The 25955-nt window shown below is 67.4% G+C and carries 27 protein-coding genes and 1 tRNA gene; 10 read left to right on the plus strand and 18 right to left on the minus strand.

The window, feature by feature from the left end; translation table 11 throughout:
* Positions 1-91 precede the first annotated feature (91 nt).
* Positions 92-1312, plus strand: a complete 1221-nt coding sequence (locus YWM_RS0115890) for a Vgb family protein (RefSeq protein ID WP_156914807.1) — start codon at positions 92-94, stop codon at positions 1310-1312.
* Between the two features lie 87 nt (positions 1313-1399).
* On the opposite strand, the gene YWM_RS0115895 is transcribed toward YWM_RS0115890, so the two are convergent.
* The gene (locus tag YWM_RS0115895; protein ID WP_028851529.1) at positions 1400-2257 is read right to left on the minus strand and encodes an exodeoxyribonuclease III; all 858 of its coding nucleotides are present in this window, start codon (positions 2255-2257) and stop codon (positions 1400-1402) included.
* A gap of 446 nt (positions 2258-2703) precedes the next feature.
* Here YWM_RS0115895 and YWM_RS0115900 point away from each other — a divergent pair, with 446 nt between their 5' ends.
* From YWM_RS0115900 to YWM_RS0115915, 4 genes are all read left to right on the plus strand, one after another.
* Positions 2704-4038 carry a DUF445 domain-containing protein gene (locus YWM_RS0115900; protein WP_245566070.1) on the plus strand — a complete coding sequence of 445 codons (1335 nt, stop codon included), beginning with the start codon at positions 2704-2706 and terminating at the stop codon, positions 4036-4038.
* Position 4039: 1 nt separating this feature from the next.
* Positions 4040-4912 (plus strand): DUF4393 domain-containing protein, encoded by an 873-nt coding sequence (locus YWM_RS25330; RefSeq protein WP_052344980.1) that lies wholly within the window; start codon positions 4040-4042, stop codon positions 4910-4912.
* 66 nt (positions 4913-4978) lie between these two features.
* Complete coding sequence (gene lpdA / locus YWM_RS0115910; RefSeq protein ID WP_028851531.1) at positions 4979-6373, plus strand: dihydrolipoyl dehydrogenase; 1395 nt, start codon at positions 4979-4981, stop codon at positions 6371-6373.
* A gap of 113 nt (positions 6374-6486) precedes the next feature.
* A complete protein-coding gene (locus YWM_RS0115915) occupies positions 6487-7350 on the plus strand; it encodes a PfkB family carbohydrate kinase (RefSeq protein ID WP_028851532.1) in 864 nt (287 codons plus the stop codon).
* Here the strand turns inward: YWM_RS0115915 and YWM_RS0115920 are convergent.
* From YWM_RS0115920 to YWM_RS0115945, 6 genes are all read right to left on the minus strand, one after another.
* Positions 7335-8024 (minus strand): nucleoside/nucleotide kinase family protein, encoded by a 690-nt coding sequence (locus YWM_RS0115920; protein ID WP_043661397.1) that lies wholly within the window; start codon positions 8022-8024, stop codon positions 7335-7337. The two genes, YWM_RS0115915 and YWM_RS0115920, sit on opposite strands and share 16 nt — an antisense overlap.
* Positions 8025-8051: 27 nt before the next feature.
* On the minus strand, positions 8052-8633 hold the full coding sequence (locus YWM_RS0115925) for a hypothetical protein (RefSeq protein ID WP_028851534.1): 582 nt from the start codon (positions 8631-8633) through the stop codon (positions 8052-8054).
* A gap of 164 nt (positions 8634-8797) precedes the next feature.
* A complete protein-coding gene (locus YWM_RS0115930) occupies positions 8798-9277 on the minus strand; it encodes a hypothetical protein (RefSeq protein WP_028851535.1) in 480 nt (159 codons plus the stop codon).
* A gap of 300 nt (positions 9278-9577) precedes the next feature.
* Positions 9578-11791, minus strand: a complete 2214-nt coding sequence (locus YWM_RS0115935; RefSeq protein WP_028851536.1) for a heavy metal translocating P-type ATPase — start codon at positions 11789-11791, stop codon at positions 9578-9580.
* Complete coding sequence (locus tag YWM_RS24065; protein ID WP_043661400.1) at positions 11784-12665, minus strand: hypothetical protein; 882 nt, start codon at positions 12663-12665, stop codon at positions 11784-11786. The genes YWM_RS0115935 and YWM_RS24065 overlap by 8 nt, the downstream gene beginning before the upstream one ends.
* Positions 12662-12865: a heavy-metal-associated domain-containing protein gene (locus tag YWM_RS0115945; protein WP_028851537.1), complete on the minus strand. Its 204-nt coding sequence runs from the start codon at positions 12863-12865 to the stop codon at positions 12662-12664. Before YWM_RS0115945 ends, YWM_RS24065 begins: the two co-directional genes overlap by 4 nt.
* A gap of 178 nt (positions 12866-13043) precedes the next feature.
* Between YWM_RS0115945 and YWM_RS0115950 the strand changes: the two genes are divergently transcribed.
* From YWM_RS0115950 to YWM_RS0115960, 3 genes are all read left to right on the plus strand, one after another.
* The gene (locus YWM_RS0115950) at positions 13044-13226 is read left to right on the plus strand and encodes a hypothetical protein (protein ID WP_028851538.1); all 183 of its coding nucleotides are present in this window, start codon (positions 13044-13046) and stop codon (positions 13224-13226) included.
* Positions 13227-13267: 41 nt separating this feature from the next.
* Positions 13268-13630, plus strand: coding sequence for an MmcQ/YjbR family DNA-binding protein (locus YWM_RS0115955; protein ID WP_028851539.1), 363 nt, complete (start codon positions 13268-13270; stop codon positions 13628-13630).
* 189 nt (positions 13631-13819) lie between these two features.
* Positions 13820-14230 (plus strand): acyl-CoA thioesterase, encoded by a 411-nt coding sequence (locus tag YWM_RS0115960; protein ID WP_028851540.1) that lies wholly within the window; start codon positions 13820-13822, stop codon positions 14228-14230.
* Here the strand turns inward: YWM_RS0115960 and YWM_RS0115965 are convergent.
* The 5 genes from YWM_RS0115965 to YWM_RS24070 all read right to left on the minus strand — a co-directional run bounded on the left by YWM_RS0115965 (position 14227) and on the right by YWM_RS24070 (position 19810).
* A complete protein-coding gene (locus YWM_RS0115965; RefSeq protein WP_043661402.1) occupies positions 14227-15132 on the minus strand; it encodes a TAXI family TRAP transporter solute-binding subunit in 906 nt (301 codons plus the stop codon). The genes YWM_RS0115960 and YWM_RS0115965 overlap by 4 nt on opposite strands.
* Positions 15129-16496 (minus strand): sensor histidine kinase, encoded by a 1368-nt coding sequence (locus YWM_RS0115970; RefSeq protein WP_028851542.1) that lies wholly within the window; start codon positions 16494-16496, stop codon positions 15129-15131. The genes YWM_RS0115965 and YWM_RS0115970 overlap by 4 nt, the downstream gene beginning before the upstream one ends.
* 42 nt (positions 16497-16538) lie before the next feature.
* Positions 16539-17876: an Nramp family divalent metal transporter gene (locus YWM_RS0115975; protein WP_028851543.1), complete on the minus strand. Its 1338-nt coding sequence runs from the start codon at positions 17874-17876 to the stop codon at positions 16539-16541.
* 110 nt (positions 17877-17986) lie between these two features.
* Positions 17987-18640, minus strand: coding sequence for a response regulator transcription factor (locus YWM_RS0115980; protein ID WP_028851544.1), 654 nt, complete (start codon positions 18638-18640; stop codon positions 17987-17989).
* A 9-nt stretch (positions 18641-18649) separates the two neighbouring features.
* Positions 18650-19810, minus strand: coding sequence for a glycosyltransferase 87 family protein (locus YWM_RS24070; protein ID WP_052344985.1), 1161 nt, complete (start codon positions 19808-19810; stop codon positions 18650-18652).
* Positions 19811-19963: 153 nt separating this feature from the next.
* Here YWM_RS24070 and YWM_RS24075 point away from each other — a divergent pair, with 153 nt between their 5' ends.
* The gene (locus tag YWM_RS24075; RefSeq protein ID WP_043661404.1) at positions 19964-20455 is read left to right on the plus strand and encodes a nitroreductase family deazaflavin-dependent oxidoreductase; all 492 of its coding nucleotides are present in this window, start codon (positions 19964-19966) and stop codon (positions 20453-20455) included.
* On the opposite strand, the gene YWM_RS0115995 is transcribed toward YWM_RS24075, so the two are convergent.
* The 6 genes from YWM_RS0115995 to YWM_RS0116020 all read right to left on the minus strand — a co-directional run bounded on the left by YWM_RS0115995 (position 20434) and on the right by YWM_RS0116020 (position 24493).
* On the minus strand, positions 20434-21360 hold the full coding sequence (locus YWM_RS0115995) for a DUF3558 family protein (protein WP_169721001.1): 927 nt from the start codon (positions 21358-21360) through the stop codon (positions 20434-20436). The two genes, YWM_RS24075 and YWM_RS0115995, sit on opposite strands and share 22 nt — an antisense overlap.
* A 37-nt stretch (positions 21361-21397) precedes the next feature.
* Entirely contained in the window at positions 21398-22312 is a 915-nt protein-coding gene (locus YWM_RS0116000; protein WP_028851546.1) for a DUF3558 domain-containing protein, read from the minus strand.
* A complete protein-coding gene (locus tag YWM_RS0116005; RefSeq protein WP_156914808.1) occupies positions 22309-22740 on the minus strand; it encodes a hypothetical protein in 432 nt (143 codons plus the stop codon). Before YWM_RS0116005 ends, YWM_RS0116000 begins: the two co-directional genes overlap by 4 nt.
* A 29-nt stretch (positions 22741-22769) precedes the next feature.
* Positions 22770-23735: a hypothetical protein gene (locus tag YWM_RS0116010; protein WP_156914809.1), complete on the minus strand. Its 966-nt coding sequence runs from the start codon at positions 23733-23735 to the stop codon at positions 22770-22772.
* A 13-nt stretch (positions 23736-23748) separates the two neighbouring features.
* On the minus strand, positions 23749-24117 hold the full coding sequence (locus tag YWM_RS0116015) for a hypothetical protein (RefSeq protein WP_028851549.1): 369 nt from the start codon (positions 24115-24117) through the stop codon (positions 23749-23751).
* Positions 24118-24405: 288 nt separating this feature from the next.
* A tRNA-Ser gene (locus tag YWM_RS0116020) sits at positions 24406-24493 on the minus strand.
* Positions 24494-24995: 502 nt separating this feature from the next.
* On the opposite strand from YWM_RS0116020, the gene ypfJ reads away from it, so the two are divergent.
* Positions 24996-25928, plus strand: a complete 933-nt coding sequence (ypfJ, locus tag YWM_RS0116025; protein ID WP_028851550.1) for a KPN_02809 family neutral zinc metallopeptidase — start codon at positions 24996-24998, stop codon at positions 25926-25928.
* The last annotated feature ends 27 nt before the right edge of the window (positions 25929-25955 follow it).

Raw genomic sequence — 25955 nt, forward strand, 5'->3', positions numbered from 1 at the left:
TGTCACCCACACGGGTACAACTGCCGCTCCAGATATTCCACTCTTCGAATATCTAGATCTAGAGTATCGCGATCAATGTGGCGACAGCCACATGACGACCCACAGAGAGGACCCCGATGTGAGCTCGAGGACGAGGTTGAGGCAGCGGATTCTGGCCAAGCCACGTCGGAGCGTGCTCGCGCTGGCCGCAGTCGGCGCCATCACCGTGGCGGTCATGCCCGCCGCCGGGGCAGCGCCCGAGGCCGACGAGAACCCGATCGTGGAATACGGGCCGGTGCCCTCCAGCCTGCCGATCGGTGGTGTGTGCGAGGTGGAGTACCACGACGGCAAGTTGTGGATCGAGCAGTATCTCAGCAGCGAGATCACCTCCTACGACCTCAAGACCGGCGAGTACGAGTCCTTCCCGACACCGCAGCCGCTGTCGGTTCCGGGCGGAATGGACATCGACGACAAGGGCAACTACTGGATGCCCGGTGTCACCAACAACAGCTTGATCAGGTTCAGCACCGACACCGGCAAGTACAAGCAGTTCCCGTTGCCGTGGAACAACGTGTTCAGCACGACGCTGGGCAAGACGCCGCTGAACGTCGGCCATGTGCTGTCCAACGACGTGGCCATCGGCCCGGACGGCGCCGTGTGGTTCACCGCGGGCGGGCTGAACTCCATCGGCCGCTTCGACCCGGAGAGCGAGACGTTCTCCCGGTACAAGGTCCCCGGCGAGATCGGTGGCCAGGTGCACTCGCTGTTCGGCATCATCAAGCCCGGCCCGGGCCGCACCGTGGTGTTCAACATGCCGCAGATGAACAAGGTCGGCACCATCGACGTGGACACCAAGGAGATCAAGCAGTACACGATGCCGACCCCGATGTCCTGGCCGACCGGCATCCGGACCGCTCGGGACGGCACGATCTGGGTCGGCGAAGGCCTCGGCATGAAGCTGGCCCAGGTGTTCCCGGAGACCGGCAAGGTCAAGGAGTACCCGCTGCTCGGCGTGGACGGGCTGCTCACCAGCGTGCTCGACAGCCTGGAAATCGGCAGCATCGGCAATCCGCTGCCGCAGCTCGGCCCGGTCGTCGAGGGCCGCGACGGCAACATCTACGCGATGCTGGCCTTCGCCAGTCCGGCGCTGCTGGGCAACCAGGTGTTGAAGTTCAACCCGAAGACCAAGGAAGCCACCATGTGGCCGACACCGAGCCCGGCTTCGTATCCGTGCGACATCAACCCGGACGAGAACGGCACGTTGTGGTTCGGCGAACTCGTCGCGCAGAAGTTCGGACGGATCGACGTGCCCGCTCCGTCCGGCACCGAATAGCCTGCCCGCCCCCGGAAACCGACTGGGCCCACGCACCACAAGTGCGTCGGCCCAGCGCTGTCCGGGGCTTCGCCGCGCCCGTCGGGTCTACTTCGCCTGCGGCAACCTGACCTTCCGCCGAGCGGGCCGCGACGGCGGCGGCACGACCGGACCGATGTCGCCGTCCGGCGCCTCGTCGAGATCCACCATCACCAGCGCGTGGTCGCTCGGGCCGGTGCCTTTCCGCGCCTGTCTGTCCACCCATGCCGCCCGCACGCGCTCGGCCACCGGGGTCCCTGCCAGCACCAGGTCGATCCGCATGCCGCAGTCCTGGTGGAACATGCCGGCGCGGTAGTCCCAGTAGGTGAAGATGCGCTCGTTCGGCCAGCGCTCCCGGACCACGTCGTGCAGGCCGAGCTCGTGCAGCGCGGCCAGCGCCGCCCGCTCCGGCTCGGTCACGTGGGTGTGTCCGACGTAGGCATCCGGGTCGAACACGTCGTCGTCCGTCGGCGCGATGTTCATGTCGCCGCACACGACGACCGACTCCGGCCCCTTGGCGACCACCTCACGCAACGCGGCCAGCCACTCCAGCTTGTAGCGGTAGTGGTCCGAGTCGGGCTGTCTGCCGTTCGGCACGTACAAGTTGTGAATGCGCACGCCGTCACAGGTCGCGGCGATGGCCCGCGCCTCGGGATCCGGAAAGCCCGGCGCACCGTCGATGCCGAGCACGACGTCCTCCAGCCCGACGCGGGACAGGATCGCCACGCCGTTCCAGCGGCCCTGGCCGTAGTGCGCGAACTCGTAGCCGCGCTCGGCCAGCGGCCCGCTGAGCAACTCGACGAACGCCTCGTCGGTGAGCTTCGTCTCCTGCAGGCAGACCACGTCCGGACTGCGCTGGTCCAGCCACGGGAGCAGGCGCGGCATCCGCTGCTTGACCGAGTTCACGTTCCACGTCGCGACACGCACTCATCCACGGTAGCCGTGGGCGCCGACAGCCCGGCAGAGCGGCCGCGCGGGAAGGTAACCGGCGGGGTCGCAGGCCGGTGGCTAGCCGGGCGCGGGCCGGCGGCTAGCCGGGCCGAGACAGGCGGCCGACCGGGTCGCGGGCCAGTGGCCGACAGGGCGTGGGCCAGTGGCTGGCCGGACGCGGGCCAGTGGCCGGCCGCGCCGAGACAGGCGGCCGGCCGGGCCGAGACAGGCGGCCGGCCGGGCCGAGGCAGGCGGCCGGCCGAAAACCCGTCCGGCGCCGACGCACGCGCGCCCTTCGCCCGCCGGCCTGTCCACCTCGCATCCCCGCAGGTGGTCACCCACCTGTCCGGTGGACATCCGTTTCCCCGGCAACGATGATGATCGGCGCCGGGCGCAACAGCCGGTGGCCCTGGCGTGACCACCAAGCCCGAAGGGAGCTGTGCATGTTCGACTGGCTCCCCTTGGTGCAACTCGAGCCGGGCTCGACCACCCGCTTCTGGGTCCACCTGATCTCGATTCCGCTGTTCACCGGCATCATCGGCTACATCACCAACTGGACCGGCGTGGTGATGTTGTTCCACCCGCTGAAGTTCTACGGCATCCGCATCCCCGGGCTGCGCGTGCTGTTCCCGCTCATGCCGCGCCGGGTGCAGGTGCTCCCGCTGCTGCAGTACGACGGCCGGGTCGGCTGGCAAGGCATCGTGCCGTCCCGCGCCGACAAGATGGCCAGCATCGCCGTCGACAAGGGCCTGGCCAAACTCGGCGGGATCAGCGACTTCTATCGCGAACTCGAGCCGGACCGGATCGCCGAACACCTCACCGCCATCGCGCAGGCGCAGATCCGTGACGTGGTCGAGGAGATCATGCTGCGCGAGGACCCGCAGCTGTGGAACGACCTGCCGCCGCAGGTGAAGGAGATCGTCTTCGCCAGGGTCGAGCAGCAGCTGCCGTCGGTGGTCAAGAGCCTGACCGACAAGATCGGCGACAACATCGACCAGCTGATCGACGCCAAGCTGATGGTCATCCGCTATCTGACCGAGAACCCGACCAAGCTGAACAGCATCTTCCAGGACATCGGCCGCAAAGAGCTGCGGTTCATGCAGAACTTCGGCTTCTACTTCGGCCTGCCGATGGGCCTGGTGCTGTTCGGTGTGCTGCACTTCTGGCCGGACTGGTTCGGCGTCGAGGCGCCGTGGTACGTGCTGCCGGTCGGCGGCGCGGTGATCGGCTGGGTGGTGAACTGGCTCGGCATCGAGATGATCTTCGAGCCGGTGCAGCCCAAGTGGTGGATCCCGTGGCGGCAGGGCCTGTTCATCAAACGCAAGGACGAAGTCACCGAGGGATACGCGCGGCTGATCGCCGAGCACATCATCACGCTGCAGAACGTCGGCGACGAGCTGCTGCACGGTCCACGCTCGGATCGCACCCACCGCATGCTGTTGGACAGCCTCAAACCCGCGGTGGACCGCGCCGTCGGGTTCGCCCGTACGGCCGTCCGGGTAGCCATCGGCACACGGGAGTACGAGAACATCAGATCGTCGGTGGCGCGCAAGGCCAGTTCGTTCGCGCCGGCGGCCTTCGCCGACGCGGAGTTCAACAAGCGGCAGGGAGCCAAGATCGAGAACTTCATCGCCAGTCAGATGCGTCGGATGAGCGAAGCGGATTTCGTGCAGATGCTGCGTTCGGCGATCAAGCAGGACGAGTGGCTGCTGTTCGTGCACGGCGGCGCGCTCGGCATCTTCGCCGGCCTGGTTCACCTGGCGATCTTCGGGGTGTGAGATGAGCGAACTGCAAAAGCGACCGGCCAAGCGCGTGGTCCCCGTAGTGGGGAACACGGACCTGGTGCAGGGCATCAGCGGACTGCTGCGGGTCGCCGCGACCACGTCGTGGCGCACGGTGAATCGCACCCTGGGAGCAACCGTGCGCGCGGGCCGCACCGCGGTGGAACGCACGCTGGACGGCGAACGCCCGGTGGAGGTGCTCCAGGAAACGACCGCCGAGCTGCGCGAGTTCGCGTGGCGCACGCTCGGGCTCGACGAGCTGAACACCTCGTCGAGCAAGCAACCGCGCGGCGGCACGATGACCGGGCTGCTCGGCTCGTTCGGGGCGTTCGGGCCACCTGCCCAGACCAACGGCGACGAGGTGCCGACAGCGGCGACCCTGCGTGCTCGAGGGCAGGAGTTGTTGAACCGGTCCGCCGACGTCGACGTGGACGAAGAAGGGCACCCCGCATACGCCAGGATCCTCTCCGAGATCACCCCGGACGAGGCCCGCATCCTGCGTTTCCTCTACCGGGAGGGCCCGCAACCGGCCATCGACGTGCGCACCAATCGCCCGTTCGGCATCGGCTCGGAACTCGTCGCCAGCGGGCTGAACATGATCGGTGAGCACGCCGGCCTGCGGCACCTGGACCGGATCCAGCCGTACCTGATCAACCTGTCCCGGCTCGGGCTGATCGAGTTCTCCAAGGAGACCGTGCGCAATCCGAACCGCTACCAGGTGGTGGAGGCCCAGCCGCGCGTGCTCGAGGCGATGAAGCAGGCCGGGCGGGCGCCGAAGATCGTGCGCCGCAGCGTCTTGCTGAACGCGTTCGGCCGGGAGTTCTGCAAGGTGTGTCTGTTCGGCGACGAGCAGCCGACGACCATCGGCTGAGAGTCACGTCTCCCGATCCCCGCACAGCGCCCACCGAAACCACGCGGTCCTAGTAGGCTCGCCACCATGGCAACTCACTTCGACGTGGTCGTGCTCGGGGCCGGGCCCGGTGGGTACGTCGCCGCGATCAGGGCAGCACAGCTGGGTCTTTCCACCGCGATCGTCGAGGAAAAGTATTGGGGTGGGGTCTGTCTCAACGTGGGCTGCATCCCCTCCAAGGCGTTGCTGCGCAACGCCGAGTTGGTGCACCTGTTCACCAACGAGAAGGACACCTTCGGCATCAGCGGTGACGTGACCTTCGACTTCGGTGCGGCCTTCAAACGCAGCAGGGACGTCGCGGAAGGCCGCGTCAAGGGCGTGCACTACCTGATGAAGAAGAACAAGATCACCCAGTTCCCCGGGTGGGGCACGTTCACCGACCCGAACACGCTGCGCGTCCAGCTGGTCGACGGTGGCGAGGAAACCATCACGTTCGACAACGCCATCATCGCCGCGGGCGCCACCACCAAGCTGCTGCCGGGCACGTCGCTGTCCGAGCGCGTGGTGACCTACGAGCAGCAGATCCTCAGCGAGCAGCTGCCGGAGTCGATCGTCATCGCGGGCGCGGGCGCGATCGGCGTCGAGTTCGCCTACGTGCTGCACAACTACGGCGTCAAGGTCACCATCGTCGAGTTCCTGGACCGGATGGTCCCGACCGAGGACGCCGACGTGTCCAAGGAGCTGCTCAAGCGCTACAAGCGGCTCGGTATCGAGGTGCGCACCGGCACCCGGGTGGACGCCATCGACGACAGCGGCGACAAGGTCAAGGTCACCGTCACCAAGGGCGACCAGCAGGAGGTGCTGGAGACCGACAAGGTGCTGCAGGCCATCGGCTTCCAGCCGCGCGTGGAGGGCTACGGCCTGGAGAACACCGGCGTCGCGCTGACCGAGCGCGGGGCGATCGACGTGGACGGCTTCTGCCGCACCAACGTCGACCACATCTTCGCCATCGGTGACGTCACCGCGAAGCTGATGCTCGCGCACACCGCGGAGGCGATGGGTGTCATCGCGGCGGAGACCATCGCGGGCGCGGAGACCATGGAGCTCGACTACGCGATGATCCCGCGGGCGACCTACTGCCAGCCGCAGATCGCGTCGTTCGGCTACACCGAGGAGCAGGCGCGCGACCTGGGCTACGACGTGAAGGTGGCCAAGTTCCCGTTCACCGCCAACGGCAAGGCGCACGGACTGGGCGACGCCCAGGGCTTCGTGAAGCTGATCTCCGACGCCACCTACGGCGAGCTGATCGGCGGGCACCTGATCGGCCCGGACGTCACCGAGCTGCTGCCGGAGCTGACGCTGGCGCAGCAGTGGGATCTCACGGTTTACGAGGTCGCCCGCAACGTGCACGCGCACCCGACGCTGAACGAGGCGGTCAAGGAGGCCATCCACGGACTGGCCGGCCACATGATCAACATGTAGCTCGACTCGCATGCGAACAGGGTCGCGGCCTTTCTCGGTCGCGGCCCTGTCTTACTTGGGCCACCCGATTGATCATGCGGGACAACCGCCGCGACCGCGGGCATGATGGCGACGTGACGAAAGCCCTGTTCGTCGGTCTGACGACCATCGACATCGCCTACCTGGTCGACAACTATCCGAAAGAAGACAGCAAGACCCAGGCGTCGGATCAGTTCCTCGCCGCGGGCGGTCCCGCGGCCAATGCGGCCGTGGCGTACTCGTTCCTGGCCGGGACCGAGACCACACTGGTGACCGCGTTGGGGTCGCACCCACTCACCGGGATCGCCCGGAACGATCTCACCAACGCCGAGGTGCGGATTGTCGACGTCCTCGACGGCGGGGAGCAACCACCACCGATCTCGTCGATCGTCGTCGCGCGTCACGGCCGCACACGCACACTGGTCTCGCTGGACGGCAGCCGGATCGCGGCGCCCGCCGTCGACCTGTCGACCGAGCTGAAGGACGCCTCGTTCTTGCTGGTCGACGGGCACTACCCGCAGCTCTGTCTGGAGGCCGCTCAGCAGGCCCGCGAGCTCGGTGTCATGGTCGTGGTGGACGCGGGCCGCTGGAAGGACGTGTACCACGAACTGTTGCCGCTGGCCGACATCGCGATCTGCTCATCGGCGTTCCAGCCACCGGACGTCAGCTACAAGCCCCGGGCGATCCTGCAGTACCTGGAGGACCGGGACGTCTCCGCGGCGATCACCGACGGAGGCGAACCCATCATCTACAACTCGACCGAAGGCAGCGGTGTCTTGCCGGTCGCGGCTGAACCCGTGATCGACACCCTCGGTGCGGGCGACATCCTGCACGGCGCGTTCTGCCACTTCTTCGGGCGGCTCCCGTTCCCGGAAGCGTTGGCTGCGGCCGCCGAGGTGGCGACGTTCTCCTGCCGTTACTTCGGCACCCGGGAGTGGATGCGTCACTGGCCGTCGTAGGGCTTGCGGAGGCGGTAGGTCCTGCCCTCGTCGACCAGCACCAGGTCCGCGCGGTCGATGCTGGACGCGACGATCTCCGCGTTCGCCAGGTCGCTGATTTCGACCTTCTGCCGAGCCACGTCCGGGGTCTTGCCACCGTCGACGTGCCGGGCGTACAGCCGTTGCGCCAGCAGGGCCCGATCGGCGTCCAGAAACCATGCCTCGTCCAGACACGACCGGATGTCGGACCAGCCGTACACGTCGAGCAGCAGGTAATTGCCTTCGGTGATCACGATGGTCGTGTTCGCGCTGAATCGCGCGCCGTCGAGCCTGGGTTCGTGCCGCGTTCGGTCGTAAACCGGCACGGCGACGTCCTCGCCGGACCGACGCAGCGCTCGCAGGATCTCGACGTAACCGTCGACGTCGAACGTGTGCGGTTCGCCCTTCTGGTGGGTCCAGCCGCGGAGTGCGAGTTCGGCATTGGGCAAGTGGAAGCCGTCCATCGGCGCTATCTCCACAGCGTCTTTGCCCGCGATCGCTCGAATGCCGTCCCGAAGGCGTTCGGCCAGCGTCGATTTCCCTGCACCCGGCGGCCCGGCTATTCCCAGCACGTACCGCGCCGACGAGCGCGCTTTCGCACGCTCCAGAACCTGTCGAGCCAGCTCATCGATGGCGATCGTCCGGCCGGCTTCCACACCGCCGATGCTACTGCCGCAACGAGGTCACTCCCGGTCGAAGTGGGCCAGCCGAACGCAGATGGCGCCCATCGCGTACCCGGTGACGATCCCGCCGAGGAACGGCACCCAGGTGTAGTAGGTCAAGTACTCGCCGATGATGCCGAAGGTCTGCACGAACCAGCTGCCGCCGAGCGACCGTGCGGAGGCCAGCATCTCGGCCATGGTGGTGTCGTCGATGCCGAGACCGGCCGCATACGTCACTCCCACGGCTCCGAGAACGCCGAAAGCGGCGATCTCGAACGCGTGCAGCCGTTGCGTCGACGCCAGCCACATCAGGCCTGCGACCAGCACGGACAGCGGGAAAGTCAGGATGAAAGCGCCGGGGAACGTCAACGATGAACCGAGCGCCGCGGAGATTTTCGCCACCACGGCCATTCCGGCGACGGCGGCCGACAACAGGGCGTTGCCGAGGATCAGCGTGGCCACGGCCAGCATGATTCGCCCGGCGATCGCGGAGCGCTCGGGGCGAGTCGTGGGCGGGCCCGCGGCGCCGTCCCGGCGCATCGCGCGCGGCAGCAACTCGCCCAGCTCGAGCTCGTTAGCCGCCTCGGCCGCATGGTGTTCCATGCCTTGGACTCGCAGAAGTACGCGAAATCGTTACCTCATGTAACCGTGCATCCCCCTGCCGGGCTAGCACGGTGAACCGTCCGCGACCGCGCGACGTCCGAACGGGTCCCTCTCACCACCGGAAACGTTCCCCCACATGGACCTGGACCGGTCCCCGGCAGGGATCACCGAGAGTAGGGATCGCCGTCGTCGATCGAGGGGCTCACATACGGCTCGGTGCCCATCGAGGTGTCGATCTGACCGGGCATCGGCGACACCGGCGGTTCGCCGATCTCGGCACCACCGACTTCGCGCCGCTGCTGCCGTGTCAGGCGCCGTGAGCGTGCGCTCTCCCGGTCCCGCATCGAGGACAGCGCCGTGGTCGCCGCCCAGTGTGCGACGGCGAGGAACAGCAACAGCAGGCCCAGCCGCGCCACCACGCCGGTCAGCGTGTTCCATTCCCCGATCGTCGAGGCCAGCGCGAGGACGCCGAACGAAACCAGGTGGAACAGCACCACGACCAGCTTCGTCTGGGATTCGGCCGAGCCCGCGTCGGAGGCGGACTGACGCAGCATCTTGCGGCCGCTGCGGTAGATGACCTGGCCGTCGATCACCACCAGCAGGGCACCGATCAGCAGGAACATGAGGTACGAGTTCGTGTCCACGGGGGCGGGGTACCCCGCGCAAGGGGTGTTGACACTACTCAGAGTCGGCCTGGCGCCACCATCCGTCGATCGGCCTAGCGGGGACGGTCGGATGAGGGGCACCGGCTCCCGCGGTGGTGCGGGCGCCGGTCGCGCAGTCCCGACGAGTGCAGGCCTCGCAGTCTGGGCGGGCGCCGCTCGCGCAGTCCCGATGAGCAAGCGCCGACCCCGCAGTCCCGACGAGAAAGCGCCGACCCCGCGGTGTCGCGGAGCCGGCGCCCTGGCTCGCCCGAAGCATCTCCCGCGGTGAGCGCCCCGGCTTCAGCGGAAGCGGCGCAACCGCAGGCTGTTGAGCACCACCGACACCGAGCTGAACGCCATCGCAGCCCCGGCGATCATCGGATTCAGCAGCCCGGCCGCCGCCAGCGGCAACGCCGCCAGGTTGTAGCCGAACGCCCATCCCAGGTTGCTCTTGATGACGCCCAGCGTGCGACGGCTCAGCCGGATGGCGTCGGCGGCCAGCCGGAGGTCACCGCGCACCAGTGTCAGATCGCTGGCCTCGATCGCGACGTCCGTGCCGGTCCCCATGGCCAGGCCGAGGTCCGCCTGCGCGAGCGCGGCCGCGTCGTTGACGCCGTCGCCGACCATCGCGACGACCTTGCCCTCGTCCTGCAGCCGCTTGACGACGTCGACCTTGTCGGCGGGCATCACTTCGGCGATCACCTGGTCGGCGTCGATCCCGACCTCCTCGGCAACGGCGGCCGCCACGCGCCCGTTGTCCCCGGTCAACAACACCGGGGTCAGCCCGAGCGCGCGCAACTGTCGCACCGCCTCGGCCGACGTCGGCTTCACGGTGTCGGCCACCGAGATCAGCCCGCGCGCCTTGCCGTCCCACCCGACCGCGACCACGGTGTGGCCGTCGGCCTCCGCCGAGCGCTGCCACCGGGCGAGGTCCTCGTCCAGCGGCATCGACCACTGCTCGAGCAACGCCGGGCGGCCCACCACGACGGCGTGACCGTCCACCACGCCCTGCACCCCGAGGCCTTCGACGCTGGCGAACTCGCTGACAGACGGCAGCTCGCCAAGTTTGTCCCGCGCCGCCGAAGCGATCGCCCGGGCGACGGGGTGCTCGGAAGCGTTCTCCAGCGCCCCGGCGATCCGCAGCACGTCCTCGTCGCCGTGCCAGTCGATCATCGACAGCTCACCGGTGGTCACCGTGCCCGTCTTGTCCAGCACGACGGTGTCCACCCGCCGGGTCGACTCCAACACCTCCGGGCCCTTCATGAGGATGCCCAGCTGGGCACCACGCCCGGAGCCGACCAGCAACGCCGTGGGTGTCGCCAGGCCGAGCGCGCACGGGCAGGCGATGATCAGCACCGCGACCGCGGCGGTGATCGCGGCGGTCGCCGGCGAGCCGGTGCCGAGCCAGAAGCCCAGCGTGCCGGCGGCCAGCAGGATGACGCCGGGCACGAACACGCCGGAGATCCGGTCGGCCAGGCGCTGCACTTCCGCCTTGCCCGCCTGGGCCTGCTCGACCAGCTTGGCCAGCTGAGCCAGCTGGGTGTCCGCCCCGACGCGGGTGGCGCGCACGACCAGCCTGCCGCCTGCGTTGACCGTCGCACCGACCACCCGCGAGCCCTCGGCGACCTCGACCGGCACGGACTCTCCGGTGAGCATGCTCTCGTCGACCGCGGAACTGCCCTCGATGACCACGCCGTCGGTGGCGACCTTCTCGCCCGGCCGCACGACGAACGTGTCACCGACCGCCAGTTGCTCGACGGGGACGCGGATTTCCTTGCCGTCCCGCAACACGGCGACGTCCTTCGCGCCGAGCTCCAGCAGCGCCCGCAGCGCCGAGCCCGCCCGGCGCTTGGCACGCAGCTCGAAATACCGCCCGATCAGGATGAACGCGGTGACGCCCGCGGCCACCTCCAGGTACATCGCCGGGCCCGCCCCGGCTTCCACAGTGAACCGGAACGGGTGCTTCATGCCCGGCATGCCCGCGCCACCCCAGAACAGCGCGTACAACGACCACCCGAAGGCGGCGGCCACCCCGAGGGAGATCAGCGTGTCCATGGTCGCCGTGCCGTGCCGGGCGTTGCGCGCGGCGGCCACGTGGAACGGCCAGGCACCCCAGATCGCCACCGGCGCCGCCAGCGCCAGTGACGCCCACTGCCAGTAGGTGAATTGCAGCGGGGTGATCATGGCCATCGCGATCACCGGGATGGCCAGCACGGTGCTGATCAGCGCCCGGTCGCGCAGCGACCGCAGCTGCGGATCCTCGTCGGTGGCTTCGTCGGACTCCTCCACCGCGGGCAACGCGGCCGAGTAGCCTGCCTGCTCCACGGTGGCGATCAGGTCCTCGGGTGCGATGTTCTCCGGGTGGCTGACCGTCGCCTTCTCGGTGGCGTAGTTGACCGTCGCCTCGACGCCGTCGAGCTTGTTCAGCTTGCGCTCGATGCGGTTGGCGCACGAGGCACAGGTCATGCCGCTGATGGCCAGCTCGACGGTCCGGCGGGTCGCTTGATCAGCCATGATGCCCCTCCGACGGCACCGTGAACTCCGCGGTGCGGACCTTGCCACGGTGCTGGAAATCCAAATACATCCGGTACGTGCCCGCGGACGGGACCTCCGCCTTGAAGCGGATCTCCGGCCCGCGCGCGTCGGGGTCGACCGGATGGACGTGCAGGTACGCCAGGTCACCTTGGCGGAGAGCGACCAGGTGTCCGGCCGCGCCCAGGTAGGGCTGCAGATCGGTCACCGGCTTGCCGCCGCGCGTGACCGTCAACGTCAGGTCCGACGTCTTGCCCGGCTCGAGCGTGCCGTCCAGTCGCACCTGATAGCCGTCGACCGTCGCCTGCTTGGACGGCTCGAAGGTCTCCGGGGCGAACGACCCCGGCACGGCGATGTCGACGCCCAGTGTCAACGCTTCGCCGCCGGTCGGTTTGAAGTCCGCGAACGCGCGGTAGCTGCCCGGTTTGGCGAGCCGCAGCGGCACGGACCACGTGCCGTCCGCCGCCATCGTCGGGTGCAGGTGCTGGAAACCTGCGGAATCACGCCGGACGACGATCAGGTGCAGCCGCTTGTCGTGCTCGACGTCGAACCGGGTGACGGCGTGTTCGTCCGGCCCCAGGATCCGGAACCGGAACTGCTCGGTGCGGTCCGCGCGCACCGTCGGGGTCAACGGCTGGAAGGTGTAGCCGTCCTGCGACGCGCTCAAACCACCAGGCAGGCCCGCCACGTGGGTGTTCTCCGCGTGCCCGCCGTCGCCGTGGCCCCCGGTCGTCGCCTTGTGCGCGCTGGGGGCAGGCTGGTCCTGCGGGCCTGCCGCGGCACCGATGGCCCAGCCGCCACCCACGGCCACGGCGACCGCGGCGGCGAACACGGCGAGTTTGGCGGTGGTGTTCATGCCAACGCGTACCCGGCTTCCTCGACCGCTGCCCGCACGTCCGCGACGTTCAGGTCCGACTCGCTCACCACAGTGACCTTCCCGGTGGCCAGGTCGACGGACACGTCGCGCACGCCGGAAATGGCGCCGATCTCCTCGGAGACCGAGCTGGCGCAGTGGCCGCAGGTCATGCCGGTAACGGTGTAGGTGTTCTCGGTCATGCGGTTCCTCCTCTGTGCTTCTGCCGCGACTATACCCCCTGAGGGTATGTGCCGCTATCGGGTACCCCGGTTTTCCGCGGGCGGTGATCGACGTCGGCGGCCGAGCCGGGCGAGTTGGACTATCGTCGCGGGTAGACGACGCCGGTCCGCTGCCGACGAGAGATGGGAGGCGTCCAGGATGCCTGAGCGCACACCGAAGCAGTCCCAGGAAACCGTCGACGACCTGGAGCGCAAGGTCTTCGGCCACACCCAGGATCAGCAGCGGGACTCCGACGAAGGCGCCGAGGCCAATCAGCCGATCGACCCGTCGGAGACGACCGCGGACGAGGGCGGCCACACCGGCGAGGAACCGCCCGCCTGACGCACGCCGAAAATGACGGTGCCGTTGGCCACAATGCCTTCGTGGCGGTCGACAGCAGCTTCTTCCATCGAATCATCGACGCGCTGCCCGAGGTGACCCGCGGGCACGGCAGCGACTACGACTCCTACAGCGTGCGCGGCAAGCGGTTCGGCTACTACTGGCCGCGCACCCAGACGGTGGGGCTCAAGCAGCTGCTGCACGAACAGCAGGCGCTGGTCGCCGAGCGGCCGGACGTGTTCGAGGTGCAGTTCACCGCGGGCAGCTTCGGCTGGGTGGTGGTCCACTTGGCCGGCATCGACGGCGACGAGCTGGGCGAACTGGTCTACGAGGCGTGGCGGCTGTCGGCGCCGGACGACTTGATCGCGGTGCAGCCCGAGCCGCCGACCCTCACCGGACGCGTGTGATCGGCGCGCCCGCCTGCACGAAAGACGAGCGGGCCGCGGCGGCTGAACGCGGGCGCCGGACGGGCAGCGGCCCGACTGCACACAGACCGCATGGGTCCGCGCCCGATGTCACCGCCACCTGGCGGCTCATCGGACAAGCCGCACACCGCACTCCGTTGACCAGTCGCGCCTGACGGATACGGTCGGGGAATGACCGAGCTGATCACGTCGATGCCCCTGCGAGTGCGCTATCACGAATGCGACGGCCAGGGCATCGTGTTCAACGCGCACTACCTCGCCTACGCGGACATGGCTTGCTTCGAGGTGGTGCGGGAGCTGTACGGCTCGTATGACGCGCTACGCGAACACGGCGTGGACTTCGTCCTTGCCGAGGCGAACGTGCGCTTCCGTGCGCCGTGCCGCTACGACGACGAGCTGCACGTCGACGCCTATGTGGAACGCCTCGGGAACACGTCGGTGGTCCTCCGGTTCGACATGATGCGCGGCGAGGACCACGTCACCGAAGTGACCAATCGCTACGTGTGGGTCGACACCGAGACGCTGCGACCCGCACAGCCGCCTGCCGAGGTGCGCAAGGCCCTCCAGCCGTACGCGCCTTAACCACGGAGTTCGCGGTACGCGTCGGCGGCGCCGGGATGGAGCGAGACGTTGCCGGTGGCGATCAACGAGCGGAGCTCGAGGTACTGCGTGCCGAGCGCGGAAGCCGGCACCAACCGAGGCGCCTGCTGGACCAGCACACGGGCAACGGCTGCGGCCGTTTCCGCTGGTAGATCACGGCTGGCCAGCAGCAGGTTCGGCACACCGATGGTCGGCACGGGCCGCGGGTTGCCGTACGTCCTCGCCGGGATGACGACGCGGTGGTAGGCCGCAGCGTGCGCGTCGAGCAGTGTCGGCAGAGCCTCGGTCAGGTCGATCAGCCGGATCTCGTGCGAGCCGCTGAGCGCCGTCAACGCGGGCGTCGGCACCGCACCTGACCACAACAAGGCTTCGATCTTCCCCGCGGCGAGTTGTCGCGTCGCGTCGGAGAGTTCGTGGTGACTGACGCGCGCTCGCACCCCGGCCGCCTTCAGCAGCCGGTCCCCGAAAATGGCTGCGCCGGAGCCTTCGGCGCCGAGGGAAATTCGTCGCCCGGCGAGGTCGTCCACGGAGCGGATGGGGCTGTCCGCCGCGACGACCAGCTGCATGTAGTTCTCGTAGACACGGCCGATGGCGCGCAGGTGGAGCGGCCGGTCGAACGGTGCGTCCCCGGCCACGGCCGCCTCCGCGACATCCGAAAGGCTCAGTCCGAGCGTTGCCCTGCCGGAGTTGACGGCGGTGATGTTCTGGTGCGAGCCGGTGGTGTTGAGGACCCTGGCGTCGAGCGTTCTGGCCAGCAGTCGCGCGAACTCGACGTAGAAGCCGCCCGGCTCGCCTGCGGCGATGCGCATACCCCGTGGGGGTTCCTCGGCGCTGCTGCACGCGGCCAGTCCCAGCGCCAGCGCCAGCACGGTTCGCCGCTTCATGTCGGCACCGCCGGGAGCCGCATCCGCACGCCGAGGCCGTGGGGTCGCACGCGGTAGAGCTCGAACGTGCCACCACGGGCGGTGACCAGGCGCTCGGCGATGGCGAGCCCGAGGCCGGAGCCCGGCGCGGCGCCCGCGCGCCAGAAGCGTTCGGTCAGCCGCGGCAGATCCTTCTCGGCGACGCCCGGCCCGTTGTCACGGATGTCCAGGGTCACGTGGTCTCCGGGCGAACTCGACCACGTCACCGTCGCACCTCGGCCTGCGTACTTGATGGCGTTGTCCAGCACGACGTCGAGTACCTGCGCCAGTTCACTGTCCGAGCAGCGCACCGGTAGCGGTGGCAGCGGCTGACCGGCGAGCTGCACGCCCGCCGCGGACGCCGCGTCGTGCCAGGACTCGACGCGTTCGGCCAGGACCGTGGCTGCGTCGCACTGCGCCTCGGTCTCGGCGGCGGCCAGATCGGTCGCGGTGCTGTCCGCCGACGCGAGCGCCATCATGCCGTCGAGCAGGTCCTCCAGGCGTTCCAGTTCGACCTGCATCTGCCGGACGTCGTGTTCGTCCTCCTGCCGGTCCGCCAGGCCGTCGAGACGCAGGCGCAGCGCTGCCATCGGATTGCGCAACTGATGTGAGACGTCGGCGACCAGCGCGCGCTGCCGCTCCGCCGACTCGGCCAATGCGTCGGACATCTCGTTGAACTCGTCGGCCAGGCCACGCAGCTCCGGTGGCCCGGACACCACTTCGACGTGGGTGTCTCCCCGCCCCTGGGTCATTCGGTGCATCCCGGCGGCCAGCTGGTCGATCGGCCGCAGCACCCACCGCGTGATGCGCAGAACCAGGACCGCGGCGGCGAGCAGCGCGACGATCGCGCCGAGCAGGATGCCCGCCCACGACACGCGGATGTCCGCCACCGCAGGCTCGACCGAGGTTCGCAGCACCACCGCGCCGTTCACCCGGACACCGGTGCCGACCGCCTGGCTGACCAGTACGTCTCCCGAAGACCACGGCCGCAGGTCGTCCGGCCGTGGCTCGATCTGATTGCGCAGAGCCGCTTCCGCCGCGGTGAGCGCGACCGGGTCGTCCGGCGACAAGCCCTCGGCCACGATGACGTTGCGGCGTGCGTCGACCACCAGGACGCCGTCGCCGAACAGCTTGCTGTGGGCCGCCACCTCGGCCCGGAGCTGATCGGTGCTGCCTTCGGCCAGTGCGGTCTGTGCCAGGGCAGCGAACCTCGCCGCATCGGTCGTGCGGGACAGGACGAACTCGTTGGTGCGGCTTTCCGCCGTGCTGAGCAACAGCGGCACCGCGAACCCGGCGACCGCCACGACCGCGAAGGCGAGCAGCACGAGGAGCAACCGGCGGCGCATCAGTCCGCCCGCCTCGTGCTGCTCGCCGTCACGATGAGCAGGCTAGGACAGCCTGCCGGCGATGTCGGTGATCAGCAGCGTCAGGAACAGCAAGGAACACAGCGTCAGCATCACATTGGACAACCAGCCCGACCGGCCCTCCTGGCTGACCCGGCGCGAGTTGAGCAGCAGCATCAGCGAGATGGCCAGGAACGGCATGAACGCCGAACCGAGCACGCCGTAGGCCAACGTCACGCCGAACGGTTTGTCCAGGAACAGCAGCAGCATCGGCGGGAAGGTCAGCCACAGCAGGTAGCCACGGAACGCCCACGACTTCTCGGCCGTCGCCGCCTTGTAGGCCACCGGTTCGGCACCCTCCTCTTGTTCGCCGACCGCGGCCTCGGCCATCGCGGCCTCGGCCTTCTTGCCGTGCGGCAGCCGGATGCTGCGGGTCCAGTCGGTGAACAGCAGGCTCACACCGTTCCACACCCCGAGCAGCGACGTGGACGAGACCGCGAAGAAGCCGATCAGGAACACGATGCGCGCCCACTGGCCGTACTGCTCGCCCAGCTCGTCGCCGAGGAAGAGCAGGCCGGTGTCGTCCTCGGTCAATTGCCGGCCGAGCAGCAGCGTCGAGCCGACGATGAGCATCGCGATCACGAAGATGCCGGTCATGATGTAGCCGACCGCGTTGTCCAGCCGCATCATCGACAGCCACTGCGGACCCTTCCAGCCCTTGGCGAACGCCCAGTAGCCGTAGGCGGCCATGGTGATCGTGCCGCCGACCCCGCCGATCAGCCCGAGGACGTAGACCACCGAACCGTCGGGCAGCCGGGGCACGATGCCGCTGAACACCTCACCGAGGTTGGGCGAGACCAGGATGGCGATCAGCACCACGGACACGAACGCGATCAGGACCAGAGCGGTCATGACCTTCTCGAACGCCCGGTAACGCTGCAGCCAGATCATGATGAGTCCGACGACACCGCAGATCATCGCCCAGTACCGCACGGAGAGCCCGTCGAACAGGGCGTTCAGCGGCAGCGCGGTCGCCGACATCGCGGTCGCGCCGTAGACGAAACCCCAGATGACGATGTAGACGCCGAAGAAGCCGGTGGCCCAATAGCCTAGGCGGCGCCAGCCGTCCAGCAGCGTGGTGCCGGAGGCCACGTGCCAGCGGCCGACTCCCTCGCCGAGCGCGAGTTTCAGCGCCGTTCCCACTACTGCCGCCCACAGCAGGACCGTGCCGTACTGCGCGCCTGCCACCATCGTGGCGACCAGGTCACCCGCGCCGACACCGGTCGCCGCGGCCACCAGTCCTGGTCCGAGCCAACGGATTTTGGCCTTTCCCGTCGGCACCTCGGTGGATGCCGCGTTCGTGCTGGAGGGATCGCTGCTCATGGCCTCCTGCCCTTCGTTGCGCCGGAGAATGTCGGCGAGCACGATACGACCTCGGCTGCCGGTGCACAGGCGCAACTTGACGGGTTCTTAAGAACAAACTTGATAACGACTCAGTCGCCGAGCCGGAAGCCGAAGCCGCGTACGGTGGCCAGCAGGCCAGGGCGGTTGATCTTGGCGCGCAGCGCTGCCAGGTGGACGTCGAGCGACCGGGAGACCGACTTGTCGGCGCGGCCCCACACCTGCAGCAGAAGCTCCTGTCGGCTCACCGCGACGCCCGGGCGGCGGGCCAGCGCCGCGAGGATGTCGTACTCCTTGCCGGTCAACTGCAGTTCTGCGGCACCGACCGTGACCCGCCGGGCGGCGAGGTCGACGCGCAGGTCGCCGATCTCCGCGACCTGGTCGGCGCTGTGGGCTCTGGCGCGGCGCACCACGGCGTCCACCCGAGCCATCAGTTCCTTGAGCCGTACCGGTTTGACCAGGTAGTCGTCGGCCCCGAGGTGCAGGGCGGTGACGACGTCACGTTCGGCGGACCGTGCGGTGATGACCAGGACCGGAACCTGGGAGGCCTTGCGGATGGTGCGCAGGACTTCGAAACCGTCGCCGTCCGGGAGGCCGAGGTCGAGCAACACCAGTTCGGCATCCGGCAGCAGCGCGGGGACCTCCGCCGCCGTCGCGGCGCGGAAAGCCCCGTGGCCCCGGCCGCGCAGCGCGTCCAGCACCGCGGCGGCGACGCCGTCGTCGTCCTCAACCACCAAGATGCGCATCGGCAGACATCATGCCGTGCGCGGATGTCGATAGCCGAACGCCGCAGCCACCAGCACGATGGCGGCGGTGAGCAAGTACGCGTTGCCGAGCAGCCATTGGCCGGTCGTCCAGTGGTACTCGTGCCCGTCGTTCGTGGGGACCAGCCAGTGCGGGGCCAGGAAGAAGACCGCGGCCACCGCGACTGCGGGGAGCAGCACCCGCCACGACATGAGCTCGAGCGCGGCGGCCAGCGCAGGCAACACCCAGACCCAGTGGTGGCTCCACGAGATCGGGGAAACCATCACGCCGATGACGCCACAGACGGCCACGGCGGTGAGGTCCGAGCCGCGGCGGAGCGCCCGGTGCATGACCACGGCACCGACGGCGGCCAGTGCGAGGCCGGCAAGCAACCAGAGCACGATCAACCCGCCCTCGTCGAACTCGGCCCTGGACAGCAGGCCGTAGATGGACTGGTTGCCTGCGTATTCGTTGCCGACTCGGTCGGCGGTGTCGAACAGCACGTCGGTCCAATAGGTCACCGACGCCTTCGGGGCGGCGAGGAAACCCAGCGCCATGCAGGCGGCGAAGGAGGCGACCGTGACCAGGGCCGCCCGCGTGTCTTTCCGCAGCAGGAAGTACAGCAGGAACACCAACGGCGTCAGCTTGATGGCGGCGGCGATGCCGACCAGTACCCCGCGCGGCAGCCACCGGGCGTCGACCAGGCAGTCGACGACGACCAACGCGAGCAGGATCAGGTTGATCTGGCCGAAGCCGAACGTGTGCTGCAACGGTTCGAGCTGGAGGCAGAGCGCGACCATCACCGCGGCGACCAACGGCCACGGTCCGAGCCGCTCGGGAAGCCTGCGGGCGAGCACGACGGCGGCCGCCACCAGGGCGAGGAAGGACACAACGGTGACCACGACACCCGCGGTTTGCGCGGTCAGTCCGGTCAACGAGCTGAACAGCACCGCGGCGAGTGGCGGGTAGAGGAAGGGCAGATCGATCCGCAGGCCGGTGGTGGCGTAGACGTCCTGACCGTCGAGCCACAGTTGCCCGCCTTGCCGGTAGACCTCGACGTCGAGAAGTTCGCCGCCCCACGACTGCACGGCGTCGTAGCCGATCGCTCCGATGAGCGCGATCGCGACCAGCGCCACCGCAGGTTCGACCCGCCAGGCACGGTGCGACGCCACAGCAGCAGGCTCCCCCGTGGCGATATTCATTGCTGCGGACCCCCAATCGTCAACCCCGGCGAGGGTAGCGATTCCCTCGGACGGATCACCAACCGCTTGTGCGCACCTCAACCGCGATACCGTGCATTCGACGCAGAAACGGGGAAATTCGGCATGGGCCTGACCGACCACAAACCACGCGGAATCCTTCGGCTGTTGTTGCGCGCGCCGATCTGGCTGTATCGGGCGGGTTTGGGGTGGCTGTTCGGCCGTCGGTTGTTGTATGTGGCGCATCGCGGCCGCCGCACCGGGGCCCGCCGGGAAGTCGTCGTGGAAGTTGTCGACTACCGCCCGGATGTCCCCGAGGTGGTCGTGGTGGCCGCGTGGGGGAAGAACCCTGACTGGTATCGGAATTTGCAGGCTTCTCCCGCATTGGAAATCCGTCTCGGCAGGCAGCGTTGGACATCGCCGGAGCATCGACGGCTCGAGCCCGCAGAGGTGCTGGAAGTCCTGCACAACTACCAGCGCAAGCATCCGCGCGCCTGGAAGCGGCTGGCCCCGCTGCTCGGCTTCCCCACCGACCCGGACGACCCTCGGTGGCCGGACGTGGCCGCCGGCGTGCGCTCATTGGCGTTCCGCCCGAATCAGCCGGGCAGCCGGTCGTAAACGAGCTTGGCGACCTTCTGCACGCCTTCACACGGCGGCTCCGGCGCGTTGAAAATCCCGATCCGCACGTGGAAGCCGGTGTCGTCCACGCCGGGCTTGAGCCGCACATCGAGCGCACAGTTCTCTCGTTGCCCGCCGTTGAACAACCGCGCATCCAGGTTCTCGAACGAAATACGCGTCGCCTCGGACGTGATACCCGGGCCTCGCATCACCGACACGTAGGCTTCCTGCCCCTTGTCCCGCAGCACGTAGTGACAGGTGTCGTCGTCGGGATAACTGGCGCGCGTCCACCGTTTCAGCTGCAGTGCACGCGCCACGTGTTCTTCCGTCACCTTGCGACAGAAGTTGGTTTTCGGCAGCGACTTCGACGACTCGACGGGCTCCAGTTCCTCGTCCGGCAAAGCCTCGTAGGCACGTTCGGCCAGCTTCTTCGCCTGTTCGCACAGTTTCGGGTTCTCACCGGCCGTGTCCGCCGCAGAAACACTGAGCACCGAGTCGTCGCCTGGTTTGAGCCAGATGTCGATGTCGCACGACGCATCGTCCGAACCGGGCCTTGGCCCAAGCCTGGCTTTCAGCCCGTGGAACTCCACATCCTCGCCGCCGTCCGCGGCTTGAGGGCTCCCGTACCTGATGGAGAACGTCAGCTCGTCCGACTTGCCGCTGCGAAAGTTGTATGTGCAGCCTGCCATTCCGCCGGGCCCAGGCTCCGACTCGGAAGCCTCGAGGTCGAACATCTCCGTGATCTCCTGCTCGGCGACGAGCAGGCACAGGTCGCCATCCGGAGGAACCTTGTCCGACACAGGCGCGTCCTCCGCTTCCCCCGACGCCGCCACAGACTTCGCCGACTCCGCCGTACCCGACGCGTCGGGGTCACAGGCCACCAGGCTCAAGCTCAGGACGGCCACGGACAGGATGGTGACAACCCGCATCACGAACGCCCACTCAGCCCGGCAGCTCGTCGTAGATCAGCTTGGCTACCTTCTGCACCTCGTCACACGGCGGCTGGCTGGAATCCCAGTACGAGATCGACGTGGTGAAGGCTGACTTGTCCTTGTCCGGCTCGAGCCGCACGGTGAGCTCGCAATTCTCCCGACTACCTCCGTTGAACAGGCGTGCGTCCAGGCCCTCGAATGGGATTCGCGTTGCCTCGTCGCTGACACCGGTGCCCCGCTTCGCGGTAATCTGCACTTTTCGGTCTTCAGAATCCGACAGAGTGTAGTAGCAGCTGTCTTCGCCGATATATTTCGCCGGATTCCGTACCTTCATGTTCAAAACTCGCGCTACGTCGTCACTGGTCACCGTTCGACAGAAGCTCGATTCCGGCAAGGACTTCGACGATGCGGCCGCCTCAGGCTGCTTCTCCGGCAGGGCTGCATAAGCCCGCTCGGTGAGCTGACGGGTATGATCGCACAATTTTGGATTCTTGCCGAAATCCGACCCACGCACACTCAGGACCGACTCGTCGTCCGACCTAATCCACACGTCGATCACACACGAGAACGCGTCGGTGACTTCGGGCTCGGCACCTCGTTGCGCCTTCAAACCATGAAAGTCAATCTTTTCCGGTCGCTCGGCGCGTGGCTTACCGAAGTGGATGGAAAACTCCAGAGAGTCGGAGTTCTCACTTCGAAAGTTGTACGAGCAGCCGGTCATCCCGCCGGGGCCTGGCTCCGACTCACCCGGCCGTACCCCGAACATCTCGACGATCTCCTGCTCCGGGACGAGCAGACACAGGTCGCCGTCCGGCGGCAATTTGGCGGGCTCAGGCTTCGAGTCGGCCGAACTGGAATCGCACCCCACGGAGACCAGGCCCACGAGCATGACGCCGAGCAGACAATGCATGCCGCGCTTCATCATCGCAAGAACTTCCCTGAGCTGAAGTACTCCACGTCGTCGTCGAACATGTCGCTCTCTGGTTGATATCTGTCGACCTCTGCCGTCCTGCTCTGCTCCGCGTCTGCCGCCTTCTCGAACGTAGCCTTCAAGGCAGCCATGACATCGTCATCCTGCCCCGCTTCCCCTGACATGACACTGCGCCACGTCAACTCGCCGCAGGCAACACGTTCGGCCACCCTTCGCCACTCGTCGGAGGCCGGCGAGGACAAGCAAGCGTCCCGAAACCTCGCGACATCTTCGTCGGTCAGCGCACTCGCGTCACCATCCAGACCTTCGAGCGTCTGATATGACCGCTCGATAGCGGCACTCATCGCGTACGCCGCCTCGTCCACCGCAGCCTCGGCACGTAAAAGTTCGTCCGTCATCCATTCCGGAATTTCTGGAAGCATCAGATATCCACCTCAAACAAAGGTCAGCCTCAACGCGGTCGACGCCCCCCTCGATGTCTATCTATCTTCGCAACGAGGTCCTTATATTCGTTCTTCAGCTTCTTCATCGCACGGGTGTGCTCACTGTCCGTAAAGACGACTCGGCCGTCGTCGTCACGCACCCAATTGCCATGCTTGTCCTTTGCAGGCTTTCCGGTGTACGCAATGACGCCATCTGCCGACTTCTTGGTGTTTTGCGCGATTGTTTTGAGGTCCGCATACGACGGCCCAACCGTCTCATCCACGTCTTGAATGCTGTCAACAATTTTCTTCAATGCATTGAAGGCGGCCTTGTATTTTTCGACGACGGCGGCGACACCCTTGAGCGCATCGATGATGCCCCGCGCTGACTCGATCGCTGACACGATGTGTTCAACGTGGCGATAGTACGGAAGTTCCCAGCTGAGCAATGCTTTGGCGATCTCGGAAACCTGCCCTACTCCTGGAATGGCTTTCAGGAGTGCATTCCTGATGAGGTTGATGACCTTTGGAATGGCAACCTCGGCGAGGTGCATGACCCCTTTCACTGCTGCGTCGGCAACCTTCGAGAATCCCTTGGCAATCACCTTCGCAACCCCGGCCCACGCCATCAAGCCGACGGCCAACCCATTGACCACTCCGGTCTTGAACGCATCGGCCGCGGCGCCACGCCAGTATTTCATCGTGAGCAGGCGGGCGTTGTATTCGAGGTTGCCGGCCAACGCCATCAACGACGAGGCGGTCTGTCGCCATGCCTGGGCGTTCGCCTTAAGCCGATAGAAGTCTCCAGCTACGGGTCGCAACAGCTCGTCGTAGAGACTGACCCCCCTGATCTCCTTATACAAATAATTGATCTTGTCGGTCAGCCAGTCCGGCGCACGATCCTTCATCAGTTCGTCGATCGAGAATTTCTGAACGTCGACGATCGGCGGCTTGATGTCTTGTTCATTCGCGTATGGCGCGTACGATTTTGCCATCACAGTCTCCCCCTCAGTACGGCGTTATCTCCCCTTGCCGATGACGCCCCAGCCGCGCATCCTCGTTCCCCTGTTCGATTCGCTGCTCCCTACGGAACTCCTCTTCGTTCTCCGTGTCGATGTCGCCGTATTTCTGACTGGCATTCTTGAGAGCGTTGGCTAAGTTCTCCAGGCGCCTGTGCAGCTCGTGACATACCTCCTCGAGCTGAACATTGAAGTCATCCATGATCTCGGCTACAGGTTCGAGAACGCCACTGAAACCTTCGGTATTCAGTCCCTCTTGCGCCGCCCCGACTTTGATCGTGTCAAGATCATCAAGGACCTGGTCGAGGATGTAGTTGGCGAACTTGTTGATCTCGTTCGCCTCGACGTCGAAACCCATGTCTGAACTGCCCCCCATCAGTCACTCACGAACCGCACAGTCCAGGCCACTCTAATGGAGATCATGCACCCATGGTGTTCATCCGCTCTCAAACGGTGACGATCCAGGGGTAGGCGCCGGACACCCCTCCTGCCACAACGCAGCGCCGCCGTCGCTGGTCCCGCGGTCGCGTGAGCACGCCAGGAGTGCGCTTGCCCTACCAGGTGCAGCGGAGGACAACTGCCGTTTCGTACCGGCTGCTTGTCGGATGGAACGGGTCGAGCCTTGGCCAGCTCGACCCATCCCGTCTGGCGGAGGCGGAGGGATTTGAACCCCCGGTCGGTTTCCCGACGGTCGCTTTCAAGGCGACTGCATTCGGCCGCTCTGCCACGCCTCCTCGCAGCCACAGGGTAGCGGGACCTCCCCCACACGGAGCGACCGGGAAAGGTGAACCGACTTGTCTCCCCCGACCAACAAGCGCATGCTGGATGCACGGATGGTTACGACCCATGTCGTACCGCATGAACTGCGGCGGGGCCGGCCTTCCCGGGAAGGGCAGGTGGTGCAGTGTCGAATGATTCCTCGCGGTTGGTCGCCGGCTGTATCCCTTCGCCTGGAGCGGGATGACCCGAGTCCGGTGAGGACGCGAGCAGTCGACCACGTGGGCTTCGCACGGTGCGCGCACTAGCGCACCATCGACGGTGTTCCAGCCTGCCTCGGCCTGGTGTCCGCACCGGCCAGCAGAGCTAGCCGCCGGCCCGCGGTGCGGCCAATCGCCGTCAACAACCTCTCATCCTGGGCGCGGCGCTCCGACGGACAGCACGGGCGGCCGCGCCCAGGCATGTCTGCCGCTGTTTTAGGCTGCTGACGCCGGCTCGGCGCATGGTGAGGAGTGCGACGTGGACTTCAACGAAGGTGCGAACCTCGACCCGGGTCAGATCCGCGACCTTCGCGGCGTCTCCGGAGGCATCGGCGGCCGTGTCGTGGCAGGTGGCGGCGGGCTCGGTGTCGTCGGCTTCATCATCTACTTCCTGCTCTCCCAACTCGGCGGCGTCGGCGGCCTCGGCGGCAGCGTTCCGCTGAACGGCGGCCTGTCCGGCTTGGGGGCCGGTCAGCAGGTCACCGCGAACGACCTGAGCTCCGAGTGCCGCACCGGCGCCGACGCCAACGCCAACCACGACTGCGCGATCGTGGCGATCGTCAACTCGATCCAGGACTACTGGAGCAACGCGTTCAGCCGTTCCGGCACCACGTACCGGGAAGCCACCACGACGTTCTTCAGCGACAGCGTCAACACCGGCTGCGGTGTGGCCGACGCCGGCATCGGGCCGTTCTACTGCCCCGCCGACGAGGGCGTCTACCTCAACCTGAACTTCTTCTCCGACGTGCTGCAACGACAGTTCGGCGCTCGAGGCGGGTTGTTCACCGAGGCGTACGTGCTCGCCCACGAGTACGGCCACCACGTGCAGAACCTGCTCGGTCGCTCGGACCGGGTGAACCACAACGACACCGGGCCGACCTCCGGCCTGGTCCGCCTCGAGCTACAGGCCGATTGCTACGCGGGCGTCTGGGCGCACAACGCGACCACGACGCCGACGGAGAGCGGCGAGCCGCTGATCAGCAACATCACCCAGGACGACATCGCAGCCGCACTGGACGCCGCGCAGCACATCGGCGACGACTACCTGCAGCGCGAGATCGGCGGCGGCCGCGTGGACGAGTCGCAGTTCAGCCACGGCACGTCGGCCCAGCGGGAGAAATGGCTGACCACCGGGCTGCAGACCGGCGACCCGGCCGCCTGCGACACGTTCAACACCAACGACCTCGGCTGACCACGAGGCTGCGCGCCGCGAACCACC

Source organism: Thermocrispum municipale DSM 44069, from assembly GCF_000427825.1.
In the GTDB taxonomy this organism is placed as follows: domain Bacteria; phylum Actinomycetota; class Actinomycetes; order Mycobacteriales; family Pseudonocardiaceae; genus Thermocrispum; species Thermocrispum municipale.

Coding starts and splice junctions, on each gene's coding strand:
- YWM_RS0115975 (WP_028851543.1), bottom strand. CDS start 17,876: ATGAGCAGCGATCCCTCCAGCACGAACGCGGCATCCACCGAGGTGCCG.
- YWM_RS0115900 (WP_245566070.1), top strand. CDS start 2,704: ATGTTCGACTGGCTCCCCTTGGTGCAACTCGAGCCGGGCTCGACCACC.
- YWM_RS0115965 (WP_043661402.1), bottom strand. CDS start 15,132: ATGAAGCGGCGAACCGTGCTGGCGCTGGCGCTGGGACTGGCCGCGTGC.
- YWM_RS0116005 (WP_156914808.1), bottom strand. CDS start 22,740: ATGCTTCCAGAAATTCCGGAATGGATGACGGACGAACTTTTACGTGCC.
- YWM_RS0115980 (WP_028851544.1), bottom strand. CDS start 18,640: ATGCGCATCTTGGTGGTTGAGGACGACGACGGCGTCGCCGCCGCGGTG.
- YWM_RS0116015 (WP_028851549.1), bottom strand. CDS start 24,117: ATGGGTTTCGACGTCGAGGCGAACGAGATCAACAAGTTCGCCAACTAC.
- YWM_RS0115925 (WP_028851534.1), bottom strand. CDS start 8,633: ATGGAACACCATGCGGCCGAGGCGGCTAACGAGCTCGAGCTGGGCGAG.
- YWM_RS0115970 (WP_028851542.1), bottom strand. CDS start 16,496: ATGCGCCGCCGGTTGCTCCTCGTGCTGCTCGCCTTCGCGGTCGTGGCG.
- lpdA (WP_028851531.1), top strand. CDS start 4,979: ATGGCAACTCACTTCGACGTGGTCGTGCTCGGGGCCGGGCCCGGTGGG.
- YWM_RS0116000 (WP_028851546.1), bottom strand. CDS start 22,312: ATGATGAAGCGCGGCATGCATTGTCTGCTCGGCGTCATGCTCGTGGGC.
- YWM_RS0115960 (WP_028851540.1), top strand. CDS start 13,820: ATGACCGAGCTGATCACGTCGATGCCCCTGCGAGTGCGCTATCACGAA.
- YWM_RS0115945 (WP_028851537.1), bottom strand. CDS start 12,865: ATGACCGAGAACACCTACACCGTTACCGGCATGACCTGCGGCCACTGC.
- YWM_RS25330 (WP_052344980.1), top strand. CDS start 4,040: ATGAGCGAACTGCAAAAGCGACCGGCCAAGCGCGTGGTCCCCGTAGTG.
- YWM_RS0116010 (WP_156914809.1), bottom strand. CDS start 23,735: ATGGCAAAATCGTACGCGCCATACGCGAATGAACAAGACATCAAGCCG.
- YWM_RS24065 (WP_043661400.1), bottom strand. CDS start 12,665: ATGAACACCACCGCCAAACTCGCCGTGTTCGCCGCCGCGGTCGCCGTG.
- YWM_RS24075 (WP_043661404.1), top strand. CDS start 19,964: ATGGGCCTGACCGACCACAAACCACGCGGAATCCTTCGGCTGTTGTTG.
- YWM_RS0115890 (WP_156914807.1), top strand. CDS start 92: ATGACGACCCACAGAGAGGACCCCGATGTGAGCTCGAGGACGAGGTTG.
- YWM_RS0115950 (WP_028851538.1), top strand. CDS start 13,044: ATGCCTGAGCGCACACCGAAGCAGTCCCAGGAAACCGTCGACGACCTG.
- YWM_RS0115935 (WP_028851536.1), bottom strand. CDS start 11,791: ATGGCTGATCAAGCGACCCGCCGGACCGTCGAGCTGGCCATCAGCGGC.